This is a genomic window from Pseudohalioglobus sediminis (assembly GCF_008370495.1).
Lineage (GTDB): Bacteria > Pseudomonadota > Gammaproteobacteria > Pseudomonadales > Halieaceae > Halioglobus.
Genome location: NZ_VTUX01000001.1, coordinates 138,648 through 162,382 on the forward strand (window position 1 = coordinate 138,648; position 23,735 = coordinate 162,382).

Below are 23,735 nucleotides of genomic sequence, written 5' to 3' on the forward strand. Positions count from 1 at the left end.
CCACCTATGAACCCGGGGTCCGAGGCGATCCCGCGCAACGCACTACCCTCTCTCACCATAGAGGTTGACGCGGTTGTGCCAAGGAAATCAACGGAAAACGCCACGCCTCACACCGGCACAATGCCTTGCACCACACTAACAACACGATGAATAGGGAAATGTTATGAAACAGATATTGACGAAAGCGGCGATTTTCTCCGCCGTTCTGGTCGGCGCAACGGGCGGCACCGCCAATGCCCAGGAAGGCGCCTTTGGCTACGGCGTCAAACACGATCACGTGGTGATCCGCGACGCCAGGGTTTTCAGCGGCTGTTCAAAGCAACTCGCCGACGCTGATGTGCTCGTGTCGGGGAATATGATCACGCGCATCGCGCCCGATCTGCAAGCGCCCGAGGGTGCCGTGGAGATCAATGGTGAGGGTCACACGCTGATTCCCGGCCTGATCGACGCACACTGGCACGGCATGTATGCCACCGCCACCATCGGCGAGATGATGACCACCAACGAGGGCCACTGGAACCTGAAGACGTCGATCGCGCAGCGCGATGCGCTGTACCGTGGTTTCACCACCGTGCGCGATACCGCCGGCCCCATGTTCGACATCGCCACCGCGACGGATACGGGAATAATCGTGGGCCCGCGAGTCTACCCCTCCGGTCCGGCAATCTCACAGACCGCGGGACATATGGACTTCCGCATGACCCGGGACGTGCCCGCCACGCCTGACAACCTGCACCCTTTCGAGAAAATGCGCCAGTTCTACATCGCCGACGGCATACCGGAGGTGCTAAGGCGCGTGCGCGAAAACCTGATGCTGGGCGCGACCCAGATCAAGTTGATGGCCGGCGGTGGGGTCACTTCCTCCTACGACCCGATTCACACCAAGCAGTTCACCCTGGACGAACTGAAGGCTGCCGTGGAAGCGGCGGACAACTGGGGCACCTATGTACTGACCCACGCCATCAATAACGAGGCGGTTGGCCACTCCATCGACGCCGGGGTGAAGAGCATCGAGCACGGCCATATGTCCACCGTGGAAAACCTCAAGCGCATGAAGAAAGAAGGTGTCTGGTTGAGCATGCAGCCCTTCATGGACGACGAGGACGCACCCGCGCTCAACGAATTCCAGAAAGCCAAGTACAAGTTTGTCACCGACGGTACGGATTTCGTCTACACCAACGCCAAGAAACTGGGCCTGAAGATCGCCTTCGGCACCGACACCCTGTTCAGCGCCGACCTGGCCAAGCGCCAGGGTGCGCAACTGGCGAAGTTGCAGAAGTGGTTCACCCCGTTTGAGGCGCTGAAGATGGCCACCTGCGACAACGCCGAATTGATGGCGATGTCCGGCAAACTCAACCCCTACCCCGAGGGCCCGCTGGGTGTGATCGACGAGGGCGCCTACGCAGACATGATCCTGGTAGACGGCAATCCGCTGGAGAACCTGGACCTGGTCAGCGACCCGGAGAACAACTTCAAGCTGATCATGAAGGACGGCACGATCTACAAGAACACACTGTAGACATGGCAGCTTCGCTGGAGTCGGTGCCGCCTGGCAGCAGTTGTGAGTGCATACGGCTCAGTCTGCTGCCAGCCGGGTGCAAGCCCGGCCCGCTCCACAATTCAGCCGCAGTGGCCCGCTAAGCCACTCGCATCAAATACGCACGGAGCGCACAGTCAGTGTGCTGCCGTGCACCTTGAAGCACCGCCCGGCAGCACAACCGGGCTTTTCTTACTCACTTCACGGGCCGCCGATTCTGGTCCCGGCTTTGGTGAAAAACCGGAAAGGCGCTGTAGCAAGCGCTACTTCTTCTTGTCTTTATCGCCTGCCTTGTTCTGCTTCTGCTTTTTGCCTGCATCGGACGATGCGGCGGCAGCGATTGCTGCACGCCGCTCACGCTTGCTGAGCAGCCCCTCCCTGACAAACCCGCGCGAGGTCTGCGCTACACAGCGCACGTAGGTGCCGTGGTTTTTCCATGACGCGTCTGCCGGGCAGAGTTGCGCGACGGAGCACCCTTCGCTGTTGACCGCGGCACCGATGGCGGTACCAATACACTGATCAGCGGCATCGATCACCTTGTCGTTGTCGTTGTCCGCGTCACAGAGATCGCCCTCACCGTCCAGATCGAAATCGGCTTGATCGGCATTGGCAATCAGCGGGCAGTTGTCCACATCGTCGTTGACACTGTCGCCGTCGGCATCATTGTCACAAGCATCACCCAGCTCATCATTGTCGATGTCCGATTGGCTGGGATTGGCGATCAAGGGGCAATTGTCAGCATCGGCACAGAAACCGTCGCCGTCTACATCATTGTCCGCGTCGAGCGGGCACACATCGCAGGCGTCGCCAAGGCTATCGCCGTCGGAGTTGAGCTGGCTGGTGTTGGCATTGGCCGGGCAGTTGTCGACACTGTTTGCCCATTCGTCGCCGTCGTCATCGAAGCTGTTGTTACAGGCATCGCCGAAACCGTCCCGGTCCGTATCGACCTGGCCGGGGTTATTCACCGCGGGACAATTATCCACCTCGGCGCACACGCCATCGCCGTCGGCATCGTTCTCGGGATCAGACGGGCATATATCGCAAGCATCACCCAGAGCATCACCATCAAAATTCACCTGGTCCGCGTTGGCGGTGGCAGGACAGTTATCCGCGCCGTCTTCAACGCCGTCGCCATCGCTGTCAACAACAGGGGCTGTTACCAGAACCGGCACAACCTCTACGTAGTTGCCGTCTCCGTCGTTCTTGATGAAACCAAAACGATTCACAGGAATGTTATTGGGGCTGAACAGGAAGTCGATCTGCGTTTGGCCCAACGCGGTACTGTAGGGGATGAAAGGGTTGCCGGTAGTGGCATCCATCAGGTTTTGGGGTCTATCCGGGCTGAACGCGTCCGGACACAGCGTGGCGAAATCGACCTCATTGCAATGCCGTAAACCCAGCACATGACCGATCTCATGCGCCAGCAAACGCGCGCCCTGGATGCCATCAGCACCGCCCTGGGGATTGGGTTCAGCCGCATCCTCGTCTTCTGACCGCACCACGATGGTGTTCTGGACCGCGAGGCCTGCAAGATCTGTCCTGCCACTCCCGGACCCGAAATCCACCTCGAGTCGGTCAACGAAATAAATATAGATCACGGAGGAATCCTGACCCAGCGAACGCTCAACCAGCCGGTCAAAGGTAGTCGCTGCAGAACCTGGCCCTCCCCCAAAAGCAAAAAACACTTCCAGGAAATCAGCGTCAGCGAGAACCTGTGACTCGCCGTAGCGTATGTCGATGGCATTCTCACCAAAGCCTTCCTGGGCAAATATGGCGTCGACCTCCGCCTCGTGGAGTGTCACTTTCGCAGCATGGGCGGACACAGGCAGTAGCAAACAGACGAGCACGAGTAGTGTTCTATTAATCATTGGGTCTCCAGGGCAGCATTTTTGTGCGCGCTCAACTGAACTGCGATCATTGATCGTCAGCCCGGCCATTTCCTCCACGCATCGCTAAAGAAGCTAGTTACGCGGCTCAAAACTATCAATCGCTATCCTATAAACTCGCCATCGGACGCTCAAGCGCTTGATGCTGGTTCAGAAAAATAAACCACGGTGCCAGCAGACACCGTATCGGGCCTGGCTGTAGATTTTCAAGTCCAGGTGACGCAACCGGCAAGGAACAAATTGCCTGGCGGTGAGCTTACGCTATGTGCGCTACACTGTGCGCCACAGGCTGGTGCAAACCAAAGCTCTGCGGAAATCACTGATGGCAGCGTAAACGAGGGCCAATCCAGATTTGTGTGGAAGCATTAAACGTGTGTTATTCCGGCACCACAGGTTTTGTGCCGGCGTCGATCAAGCCGGGGAACCTAAAAGCTGTTTTATCGCCCACCAGCAGTGGGGGCATTGACGATTGCCGTGCCAGGAGGATGACAGATGGCCGAAAACATTATCCAGGTAGCAGAAGACTTCTGGAATATCCGCGGCGCCTTTCGTATCGGCGGGGTCGTGGATATAGGCACACAGGCCTCACTCGTGCGCCTCGCCAGCGGCAGTTTTCTGCTACTGGACTCCTATGCATTGAGTGACACGCTGGAAAAGGAAATCCACGCGATCCTGGATGGAGGCGAGGTCGAAGCCATCCTCAACCTGCACCCTTTCCACACGGTACACGTGGAGCGTATGCACGAGCTGTTCCCGGAGGCACGCCTGCATGGCACCCAGCGGCACCTGGACCGCTTCCCCGACCTGCCCTGGGAAGAGGTGCTCAGCGAAGACCAGGAACTCCACGACTGGTACGCCGACGATCTCGACTTCAGCATCCCGCAAGGGGTGGACTTCATTTCCGCCAATGAAAACGTACACTTCGCCTCCGTGCTGGCCTACCACCGGGCATCCGGCACTATTCATGCAGATGACACCCTGATGTATCTGCGCCTGCCACGCCTGCTGGGGCTGGTGGGCCTGCGCGACCGGCTCAGTTTCCACCCGACGCTGACCATGGCGCTGGAGAAGCGCGAGGGCGCGGCAGCGGAGTTCAGGGACTGGGCGGTAGCGTTAGCGGAGGCCTGGGGCGATGCGGGAAACCTCTGTGCGGCGCACTCGGGAGCCCTGCTGGCCGCAGGCAACCGCGGCGCCTCAATCGGCGAGCGCATACGCAAGGCTGCGCAGCGCTGCGAACTGGTTCTTGGCAAGCACGAGCGCCGCTACGGCTGAAGCAACAGCCTTGATGCCTGGAATTCACGGGCCTGTCGCGCAGGTTAAGCTGTGTCATAGCGCCTGGCAACGTATCCAGCCCCCGGTATCTGGCTTACTACTCCGCGTTGATCGGCAGCCGGTATTTTTCAAAGTACATGATGCCCTCACTACCCGCCAGAGTGATCTGGAGTCGGTCATTCTCTATGAAGGCCACCCTGGCTCGTTCCAGGTCATCCAGGAAGATGCGCAACACCTCGTCTTTGCGGCATGCTGACAGCAGGTTGCGGCCGGATTCAATATTCAGGGCGCGGCCCGCAAACTTGAACTTGCCTGTCCACAGTCCACAGCTTGCGGTCACCTCGAACTTGCCGTCATCCATGAACAGCAGGGTATAACTATCGCTCCTGGAGGGTCGGGTCGCGGTTTCCGCGTCGTACTGGGTTGCACGCCAGCGCCACCTGTTGGCCACCAGTTGCTTGATACCGACCTGGGCTTTCCTGGCCACTTCGCCGATTGAATCAGCCTCCTGGGGCCAGACGCCGCTCACTTTCTGGGTCCACGTGTACCTGATCTTGAATGGTTCAGCCGCGTCGTCATTGCGGGCTTCCATGAACTGCTCATGCAGATCACCGATATTGACCGGGGGTGAAGGTCCCTCCAGGCTGAGGTGAATAGTGTGGGTTTCGCGCAGGATATCCACATCTGTCATCTCCAGGCGATTGTTTCGCAGCCACTGCTGGAGGATTTCCGACTTGGCGGCCTGGTAATGCGCGTTGAATATCACTTTGTCGCTGTAGAACCACAGCGGAATACAAACGGCGACTGTCAGCACCAGGAACAGGCTGATCTGGCTCTTGGCGAAGTCTGCCGATTTTTTGCGCTGGGTCGCGGGAGACACGCCCACCGCGAGGAAAGTCAGGGCGCCCGCCAGCACCATGGCGATCAGGTTGGTCAGGAACAGGACCAGAGCCCGGGTAGCCAGTTCGTATTCACCCGACGTCACCAGAATGCCCGCCGAGGCCAGCGGAGGTAGCAAGGCCACTGCAACAGCCACACCCGGGATGGCGCTGGTCTCCTTGCGAGTAATGGTATACGCCCCCGCAGAACCCGCAGCCAGGGCGATCAGCAGGTCGTAGTAGGTCGGGCGTGTACGCGCCAGCACCTGCTCCGGAAGAAAGATCAGCTCCGGCGAAGCCAAGGTCAGCAGGGAGGAAATGAACAATGCCCCCAGGCCCATAATGAACACCAGCCACAGTGCGCTGTAGAAACGCCCCGGCCAGCCCATGACGACCGCTCCGGCGGCGGCCATTACCGGGCGCATCAGCGGCGCCACCAACATGGCCCCGATGACCACTGCCGCCGAATCCGAGATCAGGCCCGCCGTCGCGATGATCGTAGAGAGCACCAGCAAAATGCTCATGCGCACCAGATACGGCGCCAGGTTTTTCTTGCCGAAAACAAACAGGTCTTCCAGCACCTCCCTGCGCTCCTCGGGAGTCAGCCCCCTTTCCGCAAGTAACTGCTGGAGATTAAATCTGCCCATATAGTTGGATCCCCGGTAAAAGCCCGATTATAGACTCTAATCGAGAGCGCCGGCCTGCTGCGAAGCAGGTGTTTGCAGCATCGCTCTTATGCAGCTTCATCCCGCTTCGCTTTTTCGAAAGACCGGGTGGCGGGAGTCACAGTTTTAAACCCTGAACTTCGTGGTTACTCGGAAATTGCTAGGCGTCGCGGCTTGAGCTGGACCCTGAAACAACGAAATGCATCGATTCAAACAACGCGACTACTGATTTGGAATTACTCGGGGAAAGCTTGCGCTGTGGTCCTACGCCACGCCAAGACCTTGCGTTAACGGTTAAGGCGATCGGCGTTGGCGCAGAACCGGGCCTGCAGCCAGCCTGGGCTGGCCTGCCCCCTGCCCCAGCTGGCTAAGTACATTCGGCCGGTAACGGGTGATACACCACACTAAGTTGTTTCTCACTGAGCAGACGATCAATTTCGCCACAACTCAGAGGATTCCCCGACAGTAATAAGATGGCGCCCGGGCTGAGACTGTTCGCCAGGTCTCCGACTTCGCTAATCGCATTTTCGCGTAGGTCCAGAAAATCCAGTCCAGCGAGATCCGTCAACGGGCTGACATCAACAATCTCATTACCGCCAAGGCTGAGTTCGCGCAGGTTATCAAGACCCGCCAACGGGCCCACGTCGACAATCCTGTTCTGGTTGAGATTCAACTCCTGAAGCCCGATCATCCCCGCGAGAGGCCCAAGATCACGCAGTGCATTTTCCCCCAGGTCGAGGTATTCGACTCTGGTCAGGTCTGCAAGGCCGCCGATATCCTCGATCGCATTGCCCGCCAGTTCAATCCACGTCAATCGATTCAGCCCCGCCAGGCTGTCCACCTCGCTGATCTGATTGCGCTTCAAGCGCAACACCTCCAGCGCGGTCAGGCTCTGCAGCGGCGCGAGGTTATCAATGTTCCCACCACTCAGGTTGAGGAACTGCAGCTGCTGCAACCCCTGTAACGGGCTGATGTCATCGATAGGGCTACCGATGGTGTTCAGGGTCGTGAGTTCCTTCAGTTCCGCCAGGGGTCTCAGATCAGTGATTGAATTGCCGGACAGCTCAAGAAACCGCAGCCGGGTCATCGCAGCCAGCGGCCCGATGTCTTCGATCTGGTTACCCAGCAGGTTCAGGCTCGTCAGTTTATGCAGCGCCGACAGTGGCCGCAGGTCACTGATCTGGTTGGCAAAAAGGTTGAGCTGAGTCAGGCGCTTGAGCTGTGCCAGGGCGACGGCCAGTGGTGACAGGTCGTCAATGGCGTTTCTGCTCAGGTCCAGTGATTCCAGATCTGGCATTGCCGTCAACTGCTCTCCCAGATGGCTGGTATCGCGGAAGGTATCATCGTCGCCGTTGCCGACCAGCGCGAGCGTACGCAGCCTGACCAGAGCCTGCAGTGGCGACAGGTCAATCAACTCGTTCTCGAAGTCGTCGAGTTCCAGTCTCTCCAGCCCCTGGAAGACCTCCAGCCCCTGCAGCGACTGCAGGTTCCCGCATTCGAGGCGCGGCAGCTCCTCCGCGTAGGCCACATCGCGGATGTCGTCCACGACAGTGCGTAAACAAACACGTAAAGCGGGGTCGGCAACCGCGGCTATGGCTGTTTCGGTCGGTGTGCCCCTGACGAAGACTGGCTGCAGGTAAAAGACCTCATCGGACTCGATGAGTTTGACGAGCCGCGGGTCTTCCGGGAAGTAAGGGTTGTCCGTGCTCAGGGTGCAGGTTTCCTGGCTGCCTCCGCACAGGTATTTCCAGTCCTGCCGCCAGCCCATAAAGACCCAACCCGCCCAGGGTCGAGCCTCGAAAGTGGCTGAGAAGCGCATGTCTGCCACTTCTATCGCGCAGGTCTGCCCTGACTCACAGTAGTAGCCAGAGCTGCCACCGGTCACATCACCGCCGCTCGGCACACTAACCTCAATCCAGCAGCCGGACAATTGTGTTAGAGAAGTCAGCAGCACCGCAATGCTGGTTAAGTATCGGGACACGACAGCACCCTCCCCGGAGAATGGCTCACACCATCCTATTAAAAGGCATGCTTTATGGAGGGGAAATGATCATGGTCAATATATCCTTATATAATGCATGGTTATTAAGCGATAAGGAATCGACGGCCACAGAACGCCAGGGTTGTTTCAGGGCTACAACAAGCCACTCTTCTGTAACCGGTGCCTGTTCAGACGGGCGGCTCCAGGCGCTCTACACAGCGCAACACTTCGGCCTGGTAGTACTTGCCGCGCTCATTCAGGAAATCCAGGTAGTGCAGCGACGTGGGCACAAACGCAAAGCCGATATCCTGCTCCGGGTGCCACTGAAAAATGGAGCCGCCAAAGCCCATCCAACCATAGAAGCCTTCCCTGCCATCGTTAAAAGCCCGCTCGAACAGCGAACTCCCGGCTGCGCTGGGCTTAAAACAATCCACCCCGCCCTGGGTGAAGCGCGTGGGCATGACCGCGCCCATCATCGCGGCAACGGGTTTGGCGTGTAGAGCCTGCCAGGCGCTCGCCGAGAGAAACTCCCTGCCTTCCAGTGTGCCGCCGGCGGACATCATGGCGCCGACTCTGGCCAGGCCGCGGGCGGAGCAGGTGGCATTGGCAGAAGACGTTTCGCCCTTGCCGAACTCGTGGGCATTGAAGTAGTCCAGGCCCGTCATCTCGCTGAATGCCGGTGGCGGCCTGCCCTTGCGCCCGCGCTTGATAATGGAGGGAAGCATCTTGCCAATACGCGCCAGCAGCTGGAACGCGTTGTGGAATACCCTGCGCCCCAGGCGACGCGGCAACAGGCTCTGCCATATCTGGTAAGCGAAGCCCAGGGGCCGGACCGGGAACGCACGCTGCCGCTCCTGTTCCTGCAAACCCACAAACACATCCGCGCCCAGTGGCCCACTGATCTCCTCGCGCAGGAATTCCCCGATGGTACGGCCCGCCGGGTCAACACGCCGAAACAGCTCATTGACAATCCAGCCGCGGGTTATGGCATGGTATTCGCGCTTGCCATCGGGCCCGTAGCTCAGCTCGTGCTGTTCAATCACCTGCCCGACCGCGTTTTTCTTGATGTTCTCGGTAAACAGGTCTTTGGCATCCAGCGGGGTATCGAAATTGGCGAGGCCGGCCTCATGCCGCATCAGGTCAGCCACCGTTACCCCGTGCTTGCCCCGGGCGCCGAACTCCGGCCAGTACCGGGTAATCGTGGCGTCGTAGTCGATGAGCCCTCTGCTGGCCAGCATGCCGATGGCAATGGCCTCCAGGCTCTTGCCACTGCTGAAAATATTGACCAGGGAATCCGCCGCGAAGGTTTCATCACCGCTGGCCGAGGCCCACAGGTCCACCACTTTCTTGCCCCGGTGGTATACGCAGAGCTGGGCGTTCTCCTCTGCGAGTGTGCTCATTTGTTGCTGAAACAGCCGTTTGACCGATTCGAACCCGGGTGCCACATCGCCTTTCACTTGAAAATCGTCCATCAGGACCAGCCCCACCTGCTGTGCATTCAATGTGGGGCGAGTATAGCGGGCGACAGCCATACACAGAAACGCCATTTACCCGCCGTGGCGCCAGGAGGCTCCTGATGCGGCCGGGTGGCACCGGGTAAGGGTGCGCTGCCGGCGCTCAGCGCGGGTTCTCGCGGAGTTGTGCAGCAACACCGCGCTTGCATTCACCCCAATATGTGTGACACTTCACTCGTCAAACGTGTGCCACAACAACGTGGTACCAGAGAGGAGTAGCAATGAACTATCTGACTCGCGCAAAAGACCTGCGCATGTGTATTGCAATCGGTGGTTTGATCATCGCCACGGGCTGCGCAAGCGTTCCAGAACCGGTTGCGGAACTGGCAAGCGCCCGCACAGCCATTCGTGCGATTGAAGGCGGTGACGCAAGGCAAGTGGCACCCGTTGAAATGGACAGGGCCAAGACCAAGCTGCAGCGCGCTGAAACCGCCATGGGGGACAAGGAGTACGCCCAGGCCAGGCGGCTGGCAGAAGAATCCCTGGCTGACGCCGAGCTGGCGGCGGCAAAAACCAATGCCGCCAAGGAGCAGCGCAACGCCGATCAACTGGAACGCAGCATCGCCCTGATGCGCAACGAGATTGATCGCGCACGGTCCCAACGCTAGAAGCTGATCGCTTCAGGAGATAAACAGCAATGAGTCAATTTATTAAAGTCGCCGCCATAGGCCTGACCCTGTTTCTGGTCGGCTGCGCATCAACACCCGACCCATCGCCGGACCTGCTCGCGGCGCAGCAAGCCTACGACGCAGCGAAGGGCAATCCGGACGTATTGCGGTATGCACCCGATCAACTGAAAGAGGCTGAACAAGTGCTGCAACGCGCGAGTACTGCTGAAGAACTGGCCGATATGAATTCGCTTGCTTATGTTGCGAATGCCAAGGTCTACACAGCGCAAGCTGTTACCAGCCAGAAACTGGCCGAAGCCAGGATCGACGAACTGACCAAGGTCAGGGATAGCTTGCAGCTTGAGGTGCGCGAAGCGGAGCTGGCTTCCACACGGGAAGAGCTCGCCGAATTGCAGGCGAAACAGACCTCGCGCGGGACTGTAGTCACACTGGGCAGCGTGCTGTTTGCCACAGGCCGATCTGAGCTGTTACCCGGCGCGCAGGCTTCTGTTGACCGGCTCGCCAGGTACCTTGCGGAACACAGTGAAAAGACCGCCTTGATTGAGGGGCATACCGACAACACCGGTTCGGAAACCACCAATCTGCGCCTGTCACAGGATCGCGCCGACGCCGTGCGTCTCGCGCTCATCGCCAAGGGCATCGACTCGCAACGGATCACTGCCACGGGTCTTGCGTCAAGCATGCCGATAGCGCCGAACAGCACCGCGGAAGGCCGACAGCAGAACCGGCGTGTCGAAATCGTGATCCAGAATTAGGCTCACAGGGCTGCCCGGCTTTCACACTCGCTGACTGCACATCGGGAATTTTTCGGCAGGCGGGTTGTCACATCGGTATGAATAGACGATCGCTGATTTGTGGCTTACTCACCCTGCCCTTCGCCCTGACCCTGCGCCCGGCGCAGTCCGCGAGGCTTACCCCAGACGACATCAAGCGGATGCAACAGGAGTGGACAGCACTCCTGCCCGCGGGCTTCTCCCCCCCTGAGCCAGCGGATGCTGTACAACGCTCCGAGGATGAATGGCGCCAACAGCTGTCACAGCAGGCGTTCCACGTGCTGCGCGACGAGGGTACCGAACGCAGTCACACCAGCCCGCTCAACGACGAGAAAAGAGACGGCGTCTATGTCTGCGCCGGTTGCGACCTGCCCCTGTTCAGTTCGGAGATGAAGTACGAGAGCGGCACCGGCTGGCCCAGTTTCTTTACCCACATACCCGGTGCCCTTGGCACCAAGGCTGATTTCAAGCTGATCTGGCCTCGCACCGAGTATCACTGCCTACGCTGCGGCGGCCACCAGGGGCATGTGTTCAAGGATGGTCCGGCGCCGACCAACGAGCGCTGGTGCAACAACGGCGTTGCACTGAAGTTCCTGCCATCAGCTTAAGCGGCGCCTCAACAGAGGTTAAGGCGCACGGGTAAGCCATCAGGCAGCGTTGGTGGCGGCTTCAGGATCGAAAGTGATATTCATCTCTTTCATGGCGTTGACAAAGAAAGAGCGCACAAATTTCGGCTCACCCTTGAACTGCGGATTGCGCAGGCGGGGGATGATCTCCTCCATCATGATTCTCAACTCGAGTCGAGCCAGGTGAGAGCCTATGCAAAAGTGCTGGCCGATACCAAATGAGCGGTGCTGGTTGTACAGGTCCGGCATGCGCTCGGCGCGGGTCACGTCGAAGGTCATGGCGTCCTCGCCAAACACGTCTTCGTCATGGTTGGCAGTGTGGTAGTGCAGGATCACCTTGTCGCCCTTCTTGATCTGCACCCCGTCCACTTCTACATCCTCCGTCGCCGTGCGGCGCATGGAAATGAAGGCGGTGTTGTAGCGCAGGATTTCCTCGCAGGCATCGCCGATCTTATCCGGGTTATCCACCAGGTACTGCAGCTGGTCCGGGTTCTCCATCAGCAGGCGCATGCCCTGGGCAATTACCGTGCGGGTGGACTCGTTGCCACCCACCAGGATAAGGATGAACATCCAGCCAAACATCTCCTCGGTGATGGGCTCGCCATTGAGCTTGCCGTCCAGCAGCGCCCCGGTAATCGTGTCCTGCGGATTGGCGCGGTGCTTGGTGGCGAGATCGGCGGCGTAGCCCAGCACCTCCAGGGAGGCTATTTGCCCGGCTTCCTCGGTGACCGACATATCCGGGTCATCGGCGAATATCATAGTGTTGGTCCAGTCGAAGAACTTCTTACGGTCCTCGAGCGGCACACCCAACAATTCGAGTATGGCGATAAGCGGTAGTTCGGCAGCCACTTCCTCAACGAACTCACATTCACCACGACTGGCCACCGCGTCAACGATTTGCCTGGCGTGCTCGCGGAATTTAGCCTCGTAGGATTCCACCCGTTTCGGGGTGAAGGCATTGCGCACAATTCGGCGTACTTTCTGGTGCTCGGGCGGGTCCATGTTGATGATGGCCATACGCTGCGGCTCCAGCGTGTAGTCCGGTAATTCCATGGGAAAAGCGAGGCGCTCGGCAGACGAAAACAACTTCGGGTTTTTGGAGATGAAGTCCATCGCTTCCTGCCGGGTAACGGCCCAGTAGGGAATGCCGGTGGTGGGGTCCTGCATTTTCACGATGGGCCCGGCGTTGCGTATTTCCTGCAACTTTTCATAGGGCATGCCCTGGGCATAGGTGTCGGGGTCCAGCAGGTTGGCAAAGGGACATTGGTTCATAGCAGTCTCCGGTAAAGCGCTTGCTGCAACAGGAAAAGTACAGCAAACTAATGACTATTAGTTAATAGCAGATTATGTCACAGGGCCGCGTGCTGCGTAAAGCATGCGCCCCGCCCGTGTTGGCTGCCCGCTGGCCGCAACAATCCGCTTGCCGGCAAGCATAACGGGCGCAATACCGCGGGTTTTACCCGCTTGCTGTGCGCCCAAAAAACCGGTGCATGCGGCGGCGTCGCGGTTTGCAGGCATGGCAGGAAAAGCCCTATACCAGGCCCATCAGCTCGACGATGCCATGGCTGTGCCCGGCGGTATAACCGCCGTCCACCACCAGCGTCTGGCCGGTGACGAACGAAGCATCATCCGACGCCAGGAAACAAGCTGCGCCGGCCACCTCCTCCGGCTTGCCGAGGCGATTCAGCTTGGTCTCCCTCTGCACATCCGCCTTGAAATCCGGCATCGCATCCATCACCTGATGCAGCATCGGCGTCTGGATGAAGCCGGGACAAATCGCATTGCAGCGTATGCCCATGCGGCCGTAATCGATCGCGACATTCTTGGTGAGCAGGACCACGCCGCCTTTTGACGCGTTGTAGGCGCTGCCGCCCTCGGTCCCGTTCAGGCCCTCGACACTGGCGACAGTAATGATGCTGCCACTGCGCTGGGCCATCATGGTATCGAGCACTGACTTGATGGACAGATAGGTGCCCTTGAGATTGATATCCAGCACCCGGTCCCAGGCATCGTCCTCGATCATACTGACAGGGCCACCATCCCCAACCCCCGCAGCGGTCACCAGGATGTCGATCCTGCCGTGCTCCTCCGCCGCCTGTTGCGCTACCGCGCGCTGTGCCGCGGCGTCAGTCACGTCCAGGGTGCGAAACCAGCTGCTCGGCGAGGCATCCTGAACGACCTGCCACTCCGCCGGCTCGTTGATGTCGGTGCCGATGACTATCGCTCCCTCGCGCGCGAAACGTTCCGCACAGGCCAGGCCGATGCCGGATGCGGCGCCGGTGACAATTGCCACCCTGTTTTCAAGATTGACCATAGTAGTTCCTCCTAGGAAGCCAGATTGTAGTCGTCGGCATTGGCCTCTTTGGTCAAGCGCCACATATCGATAATTTTCCATGGCCACAGCAGCGTGACCTTGCCGTCATCATTCTGGTAGTAGCTGGTTTTGATGGAGTCGTGCTCCCAGATCATTTTTGCGTGCAATTCGCGAAAGCGCTTGTAGTAGTCATCAAACACCGACTGTTTACACTCCATGGTGGCAGCACCTGCCTGCAACTGTGTCTTGATACATTCCATGATGTACCGTGCCTGGCACTCACCGTTGAAGATCAGGCTGCCGCCGAAAGCGAGGTTGGTGCCGGGCCCGAACATGCAGTAGAAGTTGGGAAAATTCGGTACCGTGACACCCAGGTACGCCGCCGGTTCATTACCCCATTGGTCCGCCAGCGCCACCCCGTTTTTACCACGAATTTCCATTGGCCACAGGAAGCGGTCAGTCTCGAAGCCGGTGGCGTAGATAATGACATCGGCTGCGTAAAAACTGCCGTCCTCGCTGATCACGCCCTGTTCGGTGATGCGGCTGACACCCTGGGGCACCAGTTCGACATTGTCCCGTTTCAACGCCGCTAGCCAGCTGCCATTGTCCTGCAGTGTACGCTTGCCCATCGGGGCGTAGTCCGGGGTGACTTTTGCCAGCAAGGCTTCGTCGTCACCCACCTGGCTTTTGATGTAGTCGAAAAACATGTGGTAGGTGAATTCGTTCATTTCATTGATGCTGCGTTCCTGGTGCGGCCAGTCGGGATCGACGAACACCGTCTCGTAGGCGCCATCGCAAGCCGGCCAGAACAACAGGAAGCGGAACCAGCGGGTATAGAACGGCAGGTGCTCCAGGCACCATTTCTTACCTTCGGGCACCTTCTCGTGATAGATGGGGTTCTCGAACATCCAGGGCGCCGAGCGCTGGAATACCGTCATCGACCCGACCTCCCCGGCGATCGCCGGCACCAACTGGAAAGCGCTGGCACCGGTGCCGATGACCGCCACGTTCTTGCCGCGCCAGTCGACGCTGTCATCCCAGGCGGCCGAGTGACACCACTGGCCGGCAAACGTATCGATGCCCTCCAGATCGGGCAGCTTGGGCCGGTTGACCTGCCCCACCGCGCTGATAACCGAATTGGCGAGATAGTCTTCTTTCACCCCGTCCTGGTTGATCGTACTGACAGTCCACAGGCCGCTGGCCTCATCGTAGACCGCGCCAGTTACCTCGGTGTTAAAACGGAAATGCTCAGCGAGCCCGTGGTTGCTGACAACCTTTTCAAAGTACTGCTGCAATTCCTGCTGCTGCGAAAAGTATTCACTCCAGTGGTGAGCTGGCTCGAACGAGTAGCAGTACAGGTGATTGCCCACGTCCACGCGGACCCCGGGATAACGGTTTTCAAACCAGGTGCCGCCGACTGACGGGTTCTTCTCGATCACGGTAAAGGGGATACCCGCTTCCTGCAGGCGATACGCCGCCAGCACGCCGGACATGCCACCGCCAATCACCACCACCCGGTGCGCTTCACGTTGCGCCACCGGCACTTCCTCCCCCCAGGCGTCGGAACGCGGGTCCTCCCCGTCCAGCTCCATTTCCTCGAGCATCATGGGCACATAATCCTCGGGGACGTCCTGGGCAACCAGGAAGTTCATCATGCGGTGTATGGTTTCCCGCGAGGGCGGCGGTGGCAGCTGGCAACCACCGTCGCGAAACGCCCTGATGACATCCAGGGCCTTTGCACGCACGGCGGCCTTGTCCTCCTCGGACATGAAGCCCTGGTACTCGTTGATAAAAACACCCGCGGGGCGCAGCGCACCATCGAGCAGGCTGGTATCGCCCGACATATGGATCATGCTCATCATCAGCGTGGGGATACTGGCATCCTCCAGCGCGCGCTCGATCACCGCGTCCTCATCGGTAATGTCAAACCGCGGTAAGTCTCGGTCAGTCATGCTTTGCTCCAGAATGTGACAGTACGAACACCCAACTCACTTTCAGCCGCTAACCAGGCGTTTGCCACTCTCGCACACCGTTGCCGGCGGGCGTTCGCTTTGTCCGCCAGCTCGCACGGGACAACATTGCGGGGGTGGCTTGTGGTCCCGGCACGCCGGGTGGTTGAGTTAATGGTTATTAACCATTAACCTAACGATTCGAAAACGGAGAGTCAATGGCCACAACCAAAACAAAGCTCGATACCCGTGAGCAGATACTGCAGGCCGCGGAAAACCTGTTTGCGACCCAGGGTTACTCGGCCACGACCATCAAACAGGTGGCTGAATCCGTGGGCATCCAGGGGCCGGCCATCTACAAGCACTTCGCCAACAAGCGGGCATTGTTTGAAGATGTACTGGAGCGATTGTTCTCACCGTTCACTGACATCATTGCCCAGGGAGAACCAGGCGCAAACCAGGCCAGCATCGTGCGCCAGCACCTGCGCAACCCCAATGCCTCGCGTATCGTGCAACTTTCCACACTCTCGGGTGGCGAAGACCTCGCCCTGCTGGTGGAGCGCTGGTATCGCCAGTTCTTCCAGCACACGCAAATCGCGCTGGACGATGCCCGCCACCCAATCACACCGGTGAGCGTGATGGCCTTTCACAGCATGCTGCTGGGATACCTGACCCTGGCACCGCTGCACCAGGCGATCTTCGGCGTCGATCCGCTCAGCGAGGAGGCGCTGGCCGAACTGCTCGACCTGGAGGGAACGATGGCGCAGAACCTGATTCAATAAGAGTGATTATCCAAACGCTGTACGACGCCATCAATCGCCGCAGTATTACCCTGCCGGAGCAACCCCCGGGCGCGGTCAGGGCCAAGCAGTTCTGGACTGCCACCCTCCCCTGCCCACACATTGGCAAGTACCAGGGTGTTCTGAAGGGGCGCCGCTAAGTAGCGCCGACTCTCTGCTTTCACGTCACAGGGGCCAGCCCAGTCAGGCTGTGGTGCTATACTCAATCCGCCTCTATGCCACCTAGAGATATGCCATGACGACCGCCAGTTGCCCCTGCGGGTTATCGACCATTGAAGTGAAAGGGGATCCTCTTCTACGCATCGCTTGCCATTGCAGTCTGTGTCAGCAGTTCAACGCTGCGCCGTTCGCCGACATTGTTCTCTATCGCGATAAGGACGTAAGCCCGATCGGCGACACAAAGATTCGCTATTCACGCTTGCGCCCGCCACCCGCCGTAGACCGCGGGGTCTGCGCGCACTGCGAGCAGCCTTTTCTCGAACGCCTGCGTTGGCCGTTGATGCCTGCCGTCGCATTCGTGCCGAGTGAGCTGCTTGCGGGGCAGGTAGTGTTACCGGACATTGCGGTGCGCGTCTTCTATGACAAGCGCAGCGCCGATGTGGATGACAGCGTGCCCCATATCTCAGGTTATCTGGCCAGCCAATGGGCCGTGATGCGGCGTTTATTACCAGCGCTGATAGCCTGAAAGAGCGCCTGCTTCGGGTTAACCACAGCCCACCATATTCACTGAGCCCTACGACTCAAAGTAGGCGTAGCGGACCTATTGAGGCCATGGGGTACAAGCTGCTTCTGGCAAATTCAGGGCGTTTTCTACCAGCAGTGGATTCTCATTAACGTTTCAAACAGTGGCATGCAGAATCGCGTACCGGCGCGAAGCGCCCTTGCTGCTTTGAGATGTTAGGTGTGCAGATCATCAGGTGTCATGTGAATGAAGTACACAGTCGTTGCTACCCCCACCAAGAACAACACAAAGAACACGCTGCCAGCAAAGACGGGAGTCGCGATCGCCACATCGTGAGAATTTAGCCCGGCAATAAGCTGCGCATTCCCCTCAGCCAAATAAATACTCATCGCGGCAACTGACAGCGATGCAAGCAAATACAGCAGAGTTACCAACCACCTGATGAGTCGTGTAAGCAGGTTCCTACCGGCGAAAATAGCCACAATGGTCGCGAAGGTGATTGTCAGCCAGGTTTGGAACTGGATCGCGATCGCTTCCTCATTGATGCGTATCAGTTCCATCGCTTCGGCAACCGTAAGTCCTTCCATTAGCCCACCTCAAAGCCAGATAAGTCGAATTCATTCCGTTGAAAAACCGGAATCCGGTTCCTCACAAGTGTTCGCTCTCTCAATGGAGCCCAGTATAGCTGACAAGGCCGCTCCTGGCCGAAAGCCGTCATTAACGCCCTGGGGGATACATACGGTGAGCATTTCCGCTCGCACCTCTAAGCGCTCCACAAGGACACTCAGGCTGACAAACATCGCGGATATAAAATCTAACACCGATCAAAATGATACTCTTACCATACAATCCCCTACCATCTGTGGAATGCAGGGTCAGCTTCCACGACCTAATCCGCCAATTGCACACGCACGATAGGGCTCCTCAGCAGGCGCCAGAGCAACTTCAGGTTAAGCTGCAGACTGGAAGCCTGCGATGCCGCGAAATGCAGCAGTTGATCAAGACCTTCACGATTGAAAAACTGACCATTGAACAACATGCCGTGAATGTTTTTGGTAGCGTTGATGTTTTCCAGGGGATTGCCATTTAGCAGGAGGATGTCCGCGACCTTGCCCACCTCGATGCTGCCGAACTGCTGCCCAACACCGACATATTCTGCCGCTCCCAGCGTCGCTATCTTCAGGGCAGCAGAGGGGGACATGCCTGCCGCCACGAATTCCGCCAGCTCCTCATGCACAGAGAAACCCGGGTATACATAGGTATCTCCAGCGTCTGTGCCGATAAGCAGTTCGATACCCGCAGCGTGGGCCTGGGCGACCTGAGCCTGCGCTAGTCGATACATAGCTTTATCCGCATTCTGGTAAGGGCCGGTTTTAGCGCGATCAGCGGCTCGATTCGCATCACCTTTCCACATACCCTGCTGGATCAGCCAGGGAATGTATTGCAGGCGCTCGTCAACCCGGAATTCAAGATCGTCAGCGCGCGCACTCATTCGCAGCACCTGCAAGGTCGGCGTCCAGGCAGTGCCTGACGCGGCCATCAAGTGCATCAGTTCAGCACAATATTCCTCGTCCTGCTCAGTCACCAGACGATGACGGAATGCCATCGTGTAGGCGCCCAAAGGGTCGGGCGCCGCTCTGAACTGCTCCGCATCGCGGTAGCACTCGAGCAGGAACAGGCGCGGATGCTCAATGCTGCGCTGACCGGCGGCGATGGCTTTGGGCAGGGATATGCCGAAGGGCCGGTGCCCTGCCAGTAACAACTGCCTGTCCCGTGCCGCCTCTGCCAGTTCCATATAGGCCTCGGCAGGCAACTCGGAGTATATTTTCAGGAAGTCGATGCCACTATCGGCGTAATGCTCCACCAGTTGCCGGGCTTCAAGCGGTGTGCGGGCCTTGAAGAAATCAGCATAACCCGGCGGCACTTCATTGCCGCCATTGATCTGGAAGCTGCCCTGCTGCACAAACCTCGGCGCAAAAACCACGCCCTGGCGCAACTGGCTATTCCACACCTGGCGCTGCGACTGGCAGGCAATATAGCTGTCAGGTCTGTCCATGCAACCCCACATCTCGCGCAGGCCGGTCACGCCATTGGCCAGGAACAGGGGATGCAGATACTGCTCGGCCAGAGTGGTTGAATGAGTGTGCATGTCCCACAATCCCGGCAAGGCGTACTTGCCCTGCGCATCGATTGCGATCATGCCGTCCGGGGTACCATGGTCGCCCGCCGGGTCAATGGCCGTGATGATGCCGTCGCGCACGACGATATCGCGGTCGGTAACCAGACGCCCCTGGACCACATCAATGACATGCACATTGCGAATGTGAAAGCTGCCGACTTGCCCCGGTTCCGGCATGGTTGGCAGTGGCAGCGCGAGCAACACCACTACAGCGGCTATCAACAGTGCAATACCTGCACCCAGGCCCTGCAACCCGAGACGGATCGAACGTCCAGCCGTCATCTCGCGCTCACATTGTGTGCGCTGAAAACCGAGCCGATCAGGTCAGTGGTCTTCAGCAGCTCCCACTGCATCGCGGCGACACTAGCGAAAACAAGCGTTATGAACGCGTCCACAGCATTCGAAGCCAAATCTATGTTCACCAAAGTCAAATGTAGCAACTCTGCACGGGTCATGCCTCTTTTCGGCTTGCCGAGGGATAGTACTTCAACGGAAATGTCTATCTCTCCTATTGGGTTTACTAGTGAGAGTAGAGGTATGCTTCTATTAGGCGACAGCGAACGCTTGGAATCAAGAATGGGAACTGGAGAGCTAGATGTGGTTACTCAGTAGGTTGTTCACAGAAAGGCCACTCCGGCTAATTGGTGGTTTGTAATCAAGGCTAGCATGAGGCCGGTGCCAGTTGTACTGGTGCAGCCATGGCAATAAGTGCCGCGCACGCTGCTCTGAACTACGGTAGGAACGAGCATAGGCCCATTCTTTCAGCGCCGTCTGTATGAAGCGTTCAGCCTTGCCGTTTGTCCGAGGGCTATAAGGCTTTGTCCTGCTGTGCTTCAGGCCCAGCCTGCGACATAACCGTTTGAAGGCACCAGATCGATAAGGGGCGCCGTTGTCAGTCAGCACTCGCTGGAACCGGATACCCAATCCCCTATAGTAGCGAATCGCCTTAATCAGTGCCTCACAGGCGCTACGGGCCTTCTCATTCGGATGGATAGACCCAAAGGCGATTCGGCTGTGATCATCAATCGCGATGTGGACATACTCCCATCCAGCACCATAATTCTTGCAGTGCTGGCGTGTGCCTGTCACGCGATGTCCTGGCTGCCTAAATCTACCGAGTTTCTTGATATCCAGGTGCAAGAGATCGCCGGGCGACTCGTGCTCATAGCGATTGTCTGGCTTTGCTGGTTCGAGGTGGGACAAGCGATTCAAGCCTGCTCGAGTGAGGATGCGGGCAACTGTGCTTTGGCTGGTGCCTACAGTCTGGGCGATGTGGCGGTAAGTCTTGCGTTGCCGTCTGAGCTTGATCACGCGCTGGGCCATCTTCACCGGCACTGCATGTGGGCAACGGCGGGGGCGGGAGGAACGGTTAACCAGGCCGGCCTCTCCTTCCTTCAAGAAGCGATTAAGCCATTTATACGCCGTGCGGGTGCTAACACCCATGGCTTGGGCTGCTTCAGCAGGTCTGAGGCCATGGTCAATGATGCGGCGTACGAGAAGTGATCGACCATGGATAGTTAATCGGGCATTCTTGTGGTTGTTCATTCGGGGCTCCGGGGCAATTGAGATGGGTCGCACCTCCAATTTTCCGGGTATGCCCCGAGTGAACAACCTACTGAAAGATCACAGCTAGATGTCCGCTTCCACCTCACGGTACACATTCATCGCAGCTCATCGAATGACCGCTTTGGGGCCGCAACCGGTCGCCAGGATCACCCTTAGAATGCGCTAGTTGCGCGACCGACAAAAATGTCTAATGGCAGCACCGCGGTCACTCCGACGTTGGGGACATCTACCAACTGCCCGATCCGCATATCAACGGCAACACTCGCGATAATGTATGCCTGCGCTCGGTCATAACCATACTCCGACATGATGTAGTCAATCATTGCGGCCAGAGCGTTTCGGGCAGCGAGATTGATACTGCCAGACAGATTAGTTAGTCCTGCGATTTTCGGGGAGTCGAGGTAGGCGAGATCCGCAGGAGTGGTGCCTTTGTCTTTAAGCGGGATACCGGTAACGGCGTAGAATCGCTTTGACGGTATTCTCAACACTGATGCCGGACCCTCGTAGTGAGGGCCATAAGCCAGATCGGGAGGGTTTTTCGCTATACGAGCGGTGACCGTCATCCTGCCGCCCATCTCGATCGCTGTTCCGGCTACTTCTCCGTCGCCTTGGGCGTAGTGAAAGTCGCCAACCGCCAGGCCGCAACCATCAACTAAGCAAGGCAAATATACAGTGGTGCCAGTCGTAATATAGCGGATGTCCATATTGCCACCGTGCTCTCGCGGCGGAACCGTTCGCAGGCACTCAGACGATTTCGCGCCCCCATTTCCACACAATGACGCTGGCTTGGCCTCGTTCGGGTCAGGGTTGAATACGGTGCCACCCGATTCGAGCAGCTGTGTTTCGCGTGCTAGCACGTCGGCAAGTAATTCTTTGCCGGGTAGAGTCGTCACGACACCTGGAAAACTACCATTTGGAATGCGCACGCCTGGCAGTGCATCGCTGACGGCATAGTCGTCATCTAAGCGCCAGACGATGAAGAGTTCGTCGGTTCCGAACTGGTCAGCGGCAAAACCCAATGGCCCGGCTTGAGTCCAGCCGACCTTCGCCGGCTCGATGCTCTCGATAGTCACGGCTATAACGTCACCTGCCTTGGCGCCATTGATAGCGACCGGCCCCGTCAATGGATGAACGATTCCCACTCCTTGTCGGGGATTGGTCTTTGCGCTTGAAATTTTATCCGGATCGAGCGTTAGGTCAAAAGCATCGCGGCTATTGAAGACGATACGTTGACCGGGTTCTGCTTCGGCGATCATAGGGATATCGGGGTGTAGGCGGTTCATACAAGCTGGATCTTCGGCGCAGCCAACACTGATGTCGCCAACCACTATTTCCGGCACAACGCTTTCGGCGGCAGCGACTGCGAGTATGGGGGCCATCAACAGCAGGCCACCAAAAAGACTGGTGGAAAAACCAAATTTCATACGCGCCCCTTAATTTGCAATATTGAATAGCATAGACCTGGAGTCACCAGAAGTCATTCTCACTCCGCTCGTCCCTTCGGCGGATAGCGGATGAGGGTCCAGTAGATTGTTGCAGCACCAGGAATCAAGCAAAGCCGACAGTCTGAATCTCATCGATGTTGCTCAAGACAACAAAGATCCGCTTTGGGATGTTTAATGCCGCCAGGCTATCACATCAGCTGAGGGTAGCTAAGGGGCCGGGAGCCCCCGCTCATCGGCCTTAGCGAGACTATGATGTATTTCTGTGAGCATGACCGAATATATCGGTAACATGACCGAACATATCGGCATCAGGATTCTCCAGTTATTGAAGCAGTTGTGGGCAGTGAAGGAGCAGAACGCGTGCTGCTCTTCTTAGCTGCCAGAGAAGAAGGCTACGCCCGCGAAATTGCGAATATGTGGGACATGGACGTGAGCACGGTCCAAGGCCAGCTCAAGCGTATGGAGCGTGACGGGCTGCTGGTCAACAGTTGGCAGGGCGCACGCGCATCTACACGTTCAATCCGCGCTACACGTTTCTCGATGAGACGCGGGAACTGCTAGCGAAAGCAATGGCGAATATCGGGTTCATAACCGATGGCCTTAGCCCGAGATACTTCATCCATACTGACTGCCAGTGGTCAGTTGAATTTCCGACTGCGCCACTGGCAATCGGCCATGAGCACATCCAGAGTGAGCAGGTTGCTGCTTTAGAGACCGATGCCGGCACGATTCGTTTACTCAGCCGCACGGACTCTATCAAAGATCGCCTGCTGTGGTGGTATTTGGAGCAAGACCCGCAAAGCTGGGAGCAGTCACTAGACGTGGCCCGCAACCACAAGGTGAACTGGGCAGACCTGAAAAAGTGGCATGCGGGCGAGGGCTACGCCGACGAGTTTGAAACTTTTAAGCAAGCTGTATAGCTCTCAACCTGGTACACATAACCCAGCGTGGTGAGCTCCGTTAACCCCATCTGCTAATCATGTGGAAACTCCTTCTTTGTGTCCCCCGAATCGCTGAGCCCGGAGATGCTTGGTGCGAC

20 protein-coding genes are annotated in these 23,735 nt (G+C 58.1%); 9 read left to right on the forward strand and 11 right to left on the reverse strand.

Going from position 1 to position 23,735, the window contains the following annotated elements; genetic code table 11:
• Positions 1-163 precede the first annotated feature (163 nt).
• Positions 164-1,519: a metal-dependent hydrolase family protein gene (locus tag F0M18_RS00610; RefSeq protein WP_149609450.1), complete on the forward strand. Its 1,356-nt coding sequence runs from the start codon at positions 164-166 to the stop codon at positions 1,517-1,519.
• Positions 1,520-1,800: 281 nt separating this feature from the next.
• Here the strand turns inward: F0M18_RS00610 and F0M18_RS00615 are convergent, their stop codons facing one another.
• Entirely contained in the window at positions 1,801-3,405 is a 1,605-nt protein-coding gene (locus F0M18_RS00615; protein ID WP_149609451.1) for a thrombospondin type 3 repeat-containing protein, read from the reverse strand.
• A 510-nt stretch (positions 3,406-3,915) separates the two neighbouring features.
• On the opposite strand from F0M18_RS00615, the gene F0M18_RS00620 reads away from it, so the two are divergent.
• Complete coding sequence (locus F0M18_RS00620; protein WP_149609452.1) at positions 3,916-4,695, forward strand: hypothetical protein; 780 nt, start codon at positions 3,916-3,918, stop codon at positions 4,693-4,695.
• Between the two features lie 97 nt (positions 4,696-4,792).
• Here the strand turns inward: F0M18_RS00620 and F0M18_RS00625 are convergent, their stop codons facing one another.
• The 3 genes from F0M18_RS00625 to F0M18_RS00635 form a co-directional block, all read right to left on the reverse strand.
• Positions 4,793-6,220, reverse strand: coding sequence for a TIGR00341 family protein (locus F0M18_RS00625; protein WP_149609453.1), 1,428 nt, complete (start codon positions 6,218-6,220; stop codon positions 4,793-4,795).
• 385 nt (positions 6,221-6,605) lie between these two features.
• A complete protein-coding gene (locus tag F0M18_RS00630; RefSeq protein ID WP_149609454.1) occupies positions 6,606-8,219 on the reverse strand; it encodes a leucine-rich repeat domain-containing protein in 1,614 nt (537 codons plus the stop codon).
• Between the two features lie 188 nt (positions 8,220-8,407).
• The gene (locus F0M18_RS00635; RefSeq protein WP_262500785.1) at positions 8,408-9,766 is read right to left on the reverse strand and encodes a serine hydrolase domain-containing protein; all 1,359 of its coding nucleotides are present in this window, start codon (positions 9,764-9,766) and stop codon (positions 8,408-8,410) included.
• Between the two features lie 188 nt (positions 9,767-9,954).
• Here F0M18_RS00635 and F0M18_RS00640 point away from each other — a divergent pair, with 188 nt between their 5' ends.
• The 3 genes from F0M18_RS00640 to msrB all read left to right on the forward strand — a co-directional run bounded on the left by F0M18_RS00640 (position 9,955) and on the right by msrB (position 11,743).
• Entirely contained in the window at positions 9,955-10,341 is a 387-nt protein-coding gene (locus tag F0M18_RS00640) for a DUF4398 domain-containing protein (RefSeq protein ID WP_149609455.1), read from the forward strand.
• Positions 10,342-10,370: 29 nt separating this feature from the next.
• On the forward strand, positions 10,371-11,117 hold the full coding sequence (locus F0M18_RS00645; RefSeq protein WP_149609456.1) for an OmpA family protein: 747 nt from the start codon (positions 10,371-10,373) through the stop codon (positions 11,115-11,117).
• Positions 11,118-11,194: 77 nt separating this feature from the next.
• Positions 11,195-11,743, forward strand: coding sequence for a peptide-methionine (R)-S-oxide reductase MsrB (msrB, locus tag F0M18_RS00650; RefSeq protein WP_149609457.1), 549 nt, complete (start codon positions 11,195-11,197; stop codon positions 11,741-11,743).
• Between the two features lie 39 nt (positions 11,744-11,782).
• On the opposite strand, the gene F0M18_RS00655 is transcribed toward msrB, so the two are convergent.
• The 3 genes from F0M18_RS00655 to F0M18_RS00665 form a co-directional block, all read right to left on the reverse strand.
• Positions 11,783-13,033 (reverse strand): cytochrome P450, encoded by a 1,251-nt coding sequence (locus F0M18_RS00655; RefSeq protein WP_149609458.1) that lies wholly within the window; start codon positions 13,031-13,033, stop codon positions 11,783-11,785.
• 259 nt (positions 13,034-13,292) lie between these two features.
• Positions 13,293-14,075, reverse strand: a complete 783-nt coding sequence (locus F0M18_RS00660) for an SDR family NAD(P)-dependent oxidoreductase (RefSeq protein WP_149609459.1) — start codon at positions 14,073-14,075, stop codon at positions 13,293-13,295.
• An 11-nt stretch (positions 14,076-14,086) separates the two neighbouring features.
• Positions 14,087-16,027, reverse strand: a complete 1,941-nt coding sequence (locus tag F0M18_RS00665; RefSeq protein WP_149609460.1) for a flavin-containing monooxygenase — start codon at positions 16,025-16,027, stop codon at positions 14,087-14,089.
• Positions 16,028-16,242: 215 nt separating this feature from the next.
• Here F0M18_RS00665 and F0M18_RS00670 point away from each other — a divergent pair, with 215 nt between their 5' ends.
• From F0M18_RS00670 to F0M18_RS00675, 3 genes are all read left to right on the forward strand, one after another.
• Complete coding sequence (locus tag F0M18_RS00670) at positions 16,243-16,806, forward strand: TetR/AcrR family transcriptional regulator (RefSeq protein ID WP_149609461.1); 564 nt, start codon at positions 16,243-16,245, stop codon at positions 16,804-16,806.
• A 2-nt stretch (positions 16,807-16,808) separates the two neighbouring features.
• Positions 16,809-16,964: a hypothetical protein gene (locus tag F0M18_RS19930; RefSeq protein ID WP_188109536.1), complete on the forward strand. Its 156-nt coding sequence runs from the start codon at positions 16,809-16,811 to the stop codon at positions 16,962-16,964.
• A gap of 95 nt (positions 16,965-17,059) precedes the next feature.
• Entirely contained in the window at positions 17,060-17,509 is a 450-nt protein-coding gene (locus F0M18_RS00675; RefSeq protein WP_149609462.1) for a GFA family protein, read from the forward strand.
• Between the two features lie 212 nt (positions 17,510-17,721).
• Here the strand turns inward: F0M18_RS00675 and F0M18_RS00680 are convergent, their stop codons facing one another.
• The 4 genes from F0M18_RS00680 to F0M18_RS00695 form a co-directional block, all read right to left on the reverse strand.
• Positions 17,722-18,093, reverse strand: a complete 372-nt coding sequence (locus F0M18_RS00680) for a hypothetical protein (RefSeq protein ID WP_149609463.1) — start codon at positions 18,091-18,093, stop codon at positions 17,722-17,724.
• 302 nt (positions 18,094-18,395) lie between these two features.
• The gene (locus tag F0M18_RS00685; protein WP_149609464.1) at positions 18,396-19,967 is read right to left on the reverse strand and encodes an amidohydrolase family protein; all 1,572 of its coding nucleotides are present in this window, start codon (positions 19,965-19,967) and stop codon (positions 18,396-18,398) included.
• A gap of 309 nt (positions 19,968-20,276) precedes the next feature.
• Complete coding sequence (locus tag F0M18_RS00690; protein ID WP_149609465.1) at positions 20,277-21,230, reverse strand: IS481 family transposase; 954 nt, start codon at positions 21,228-21,230, stop codon at positions 20,277-20,279.
• 173 nt (positions 21,231-21,403) lie between these two features.
• Positions 21,404-22,675: an acetamidase/formamidase family protein gene (locus F0M18_RS00695; protein WP_262500786.1), complete on the reverse strand. Its 1,272-nt coding sequence runs from the start codon at positions 22,673-22,675 to the stop codon at positions 21,404-21,406.
• A 509-nt stretch (positions 22,676-23,184) separates the two neighbouring features.
• Between F0M18_RS00695 and F0M18_RS00700 the strand changes: the two genes are divergently transcribed.
• Complete coding sequence (locus F0M18_RS00700) at positions 23,185-23,616, forward strand: hypothetical protein (protein ID WP_149609466.1); 432 nt, start codon at positions 23,185-23,187, stop codon at positions 23,614-23,616.
• The last annotated feature ends 119 nt before the right edge of the window (positions 23,617-23,735 follow it).

Excerpts from the sequence above, each read along its gene's own strand:
- F0M18_RS00615 (WP_149609451.1), bottom strand. The coding sequence starts at position 3,405 with ATGATTAATAGAACACTACTCGTGCTCGTCTGTTTGCTACTGCCTGTG.
- F0M18_RS00625 (WP_149609453.1), bottom strand. The coding sequence starts at position 6,220 with ATGGGCAGATTTAATCTCCAGCAGTTACTTGCGGAAAGGGGGCTGACT.
- F0M18_RS00635 (WP_262500785.1), bottom strand. The coding sequence starts at position 9,766 with ATGGCGTTTCTGTGTATGGCTGTCGCCCGCTATACTCGCCCCACATTG.
- F0M18_RS00695 (WP_262500786.1), bottom strand. The coding sequence starts at position 22,675 with ATGAAATTTGGTTTTTCCACCAGTCTTTTTGGTGGCCTGCTGTTGATG.
- F0M18_RS00640 (WP_149609455.1), top strand. The coding sequence starts at position 9,955 with ATGAACTATCTGACTCGCGCAAAAGACCTGCGCATGTGTATTGCAATC.
- F0M18_RS00670 (WP_149609461.1), top strand. The coding sequence starts at position 16,243 with ATGGCCACAACCAAAACAAAGCTCGATACCCGTGAGCAGATACTGCAG.
- F0M18_RS00620 (WP_149609452.1), top strand. The coding sequence starts at position 3,916 with ATGGCCGAAAACATTATCCAGGTAGCAGAAGACTTCTGGAATATCCGC.
- F0M18_RS00660 (WP_149609459.1), bottom strand. The coding sequence starts at position 14,075 with ATGGTCAATCTTGAAAACAGGGTGGCAATTGTCACCGGCGCCGCATCC.
- F0M18_RS00610 (WP_149609450.1), top strand. The coding sequence starts at position 164 with ATGAAACAGATATTGACGAAAGCGGCGATTTTCTCCGCCGTTCTGGTC.
- F0M18_RS00680 (WP_149609463.1), bottom strand. The coding sequence starts at position 18,093 with ATGGAAGGACTTACGGTTGCCGAAGCGATGGAACTGATACGCATCAAT.
- F0M18_RS00655 (WP_149609458.1), bottom strand. The coding sequence starts at position 13,033 with ATGAACCAATGTCCCTTTGCCAACCTGCTGGACCCCGACACCTATGCC.
- F0M18_RS00675 (WP_149609462.1), top strand. The coding sequence starts at position 17,060 with ATGACGACCGCCAGTTGCCCCTGCGGGTTATCGACCATTGAAGTGAAA.
- F0M18_RS00665 (WP_149609460.1), bottom strand. The coding sequence starts at position 16,027 with ATGACTGACCGAGACTTACCGCGGTTTGACATTACCGATGAGGACGCG.
- msrB (WP_149609457.1), top strand. The coding sequence starts at position 11,195 with ATGAATAGACGATCGCTGATTTGTGGCTTACTCACCCTGCCCTTCGCC.
- F0M18_RS00690 (WP_149609465.1), bottom strand. The coding sequence starts at position 21,230 with ATGAACAACCACAAGAATGCCCGATTAACTATCCATGGTCGATCACTT.
- F0M18_RS00685 (WP_149609464.1), bottom strand. The coding sequence starts at position 19,967 with ATGACGGCTGGACGTTCGATCCGTCTCGGGTTGCAGGGCCTGGGTGCA.
- F0M18_RS00645 (WP_149609456.1), top strand. The coding sequence starts at position 10,371 with ATGAGTCAATTTATTAAAGTCGCCGCCATAGGCCTGACCCTGTTTCTG.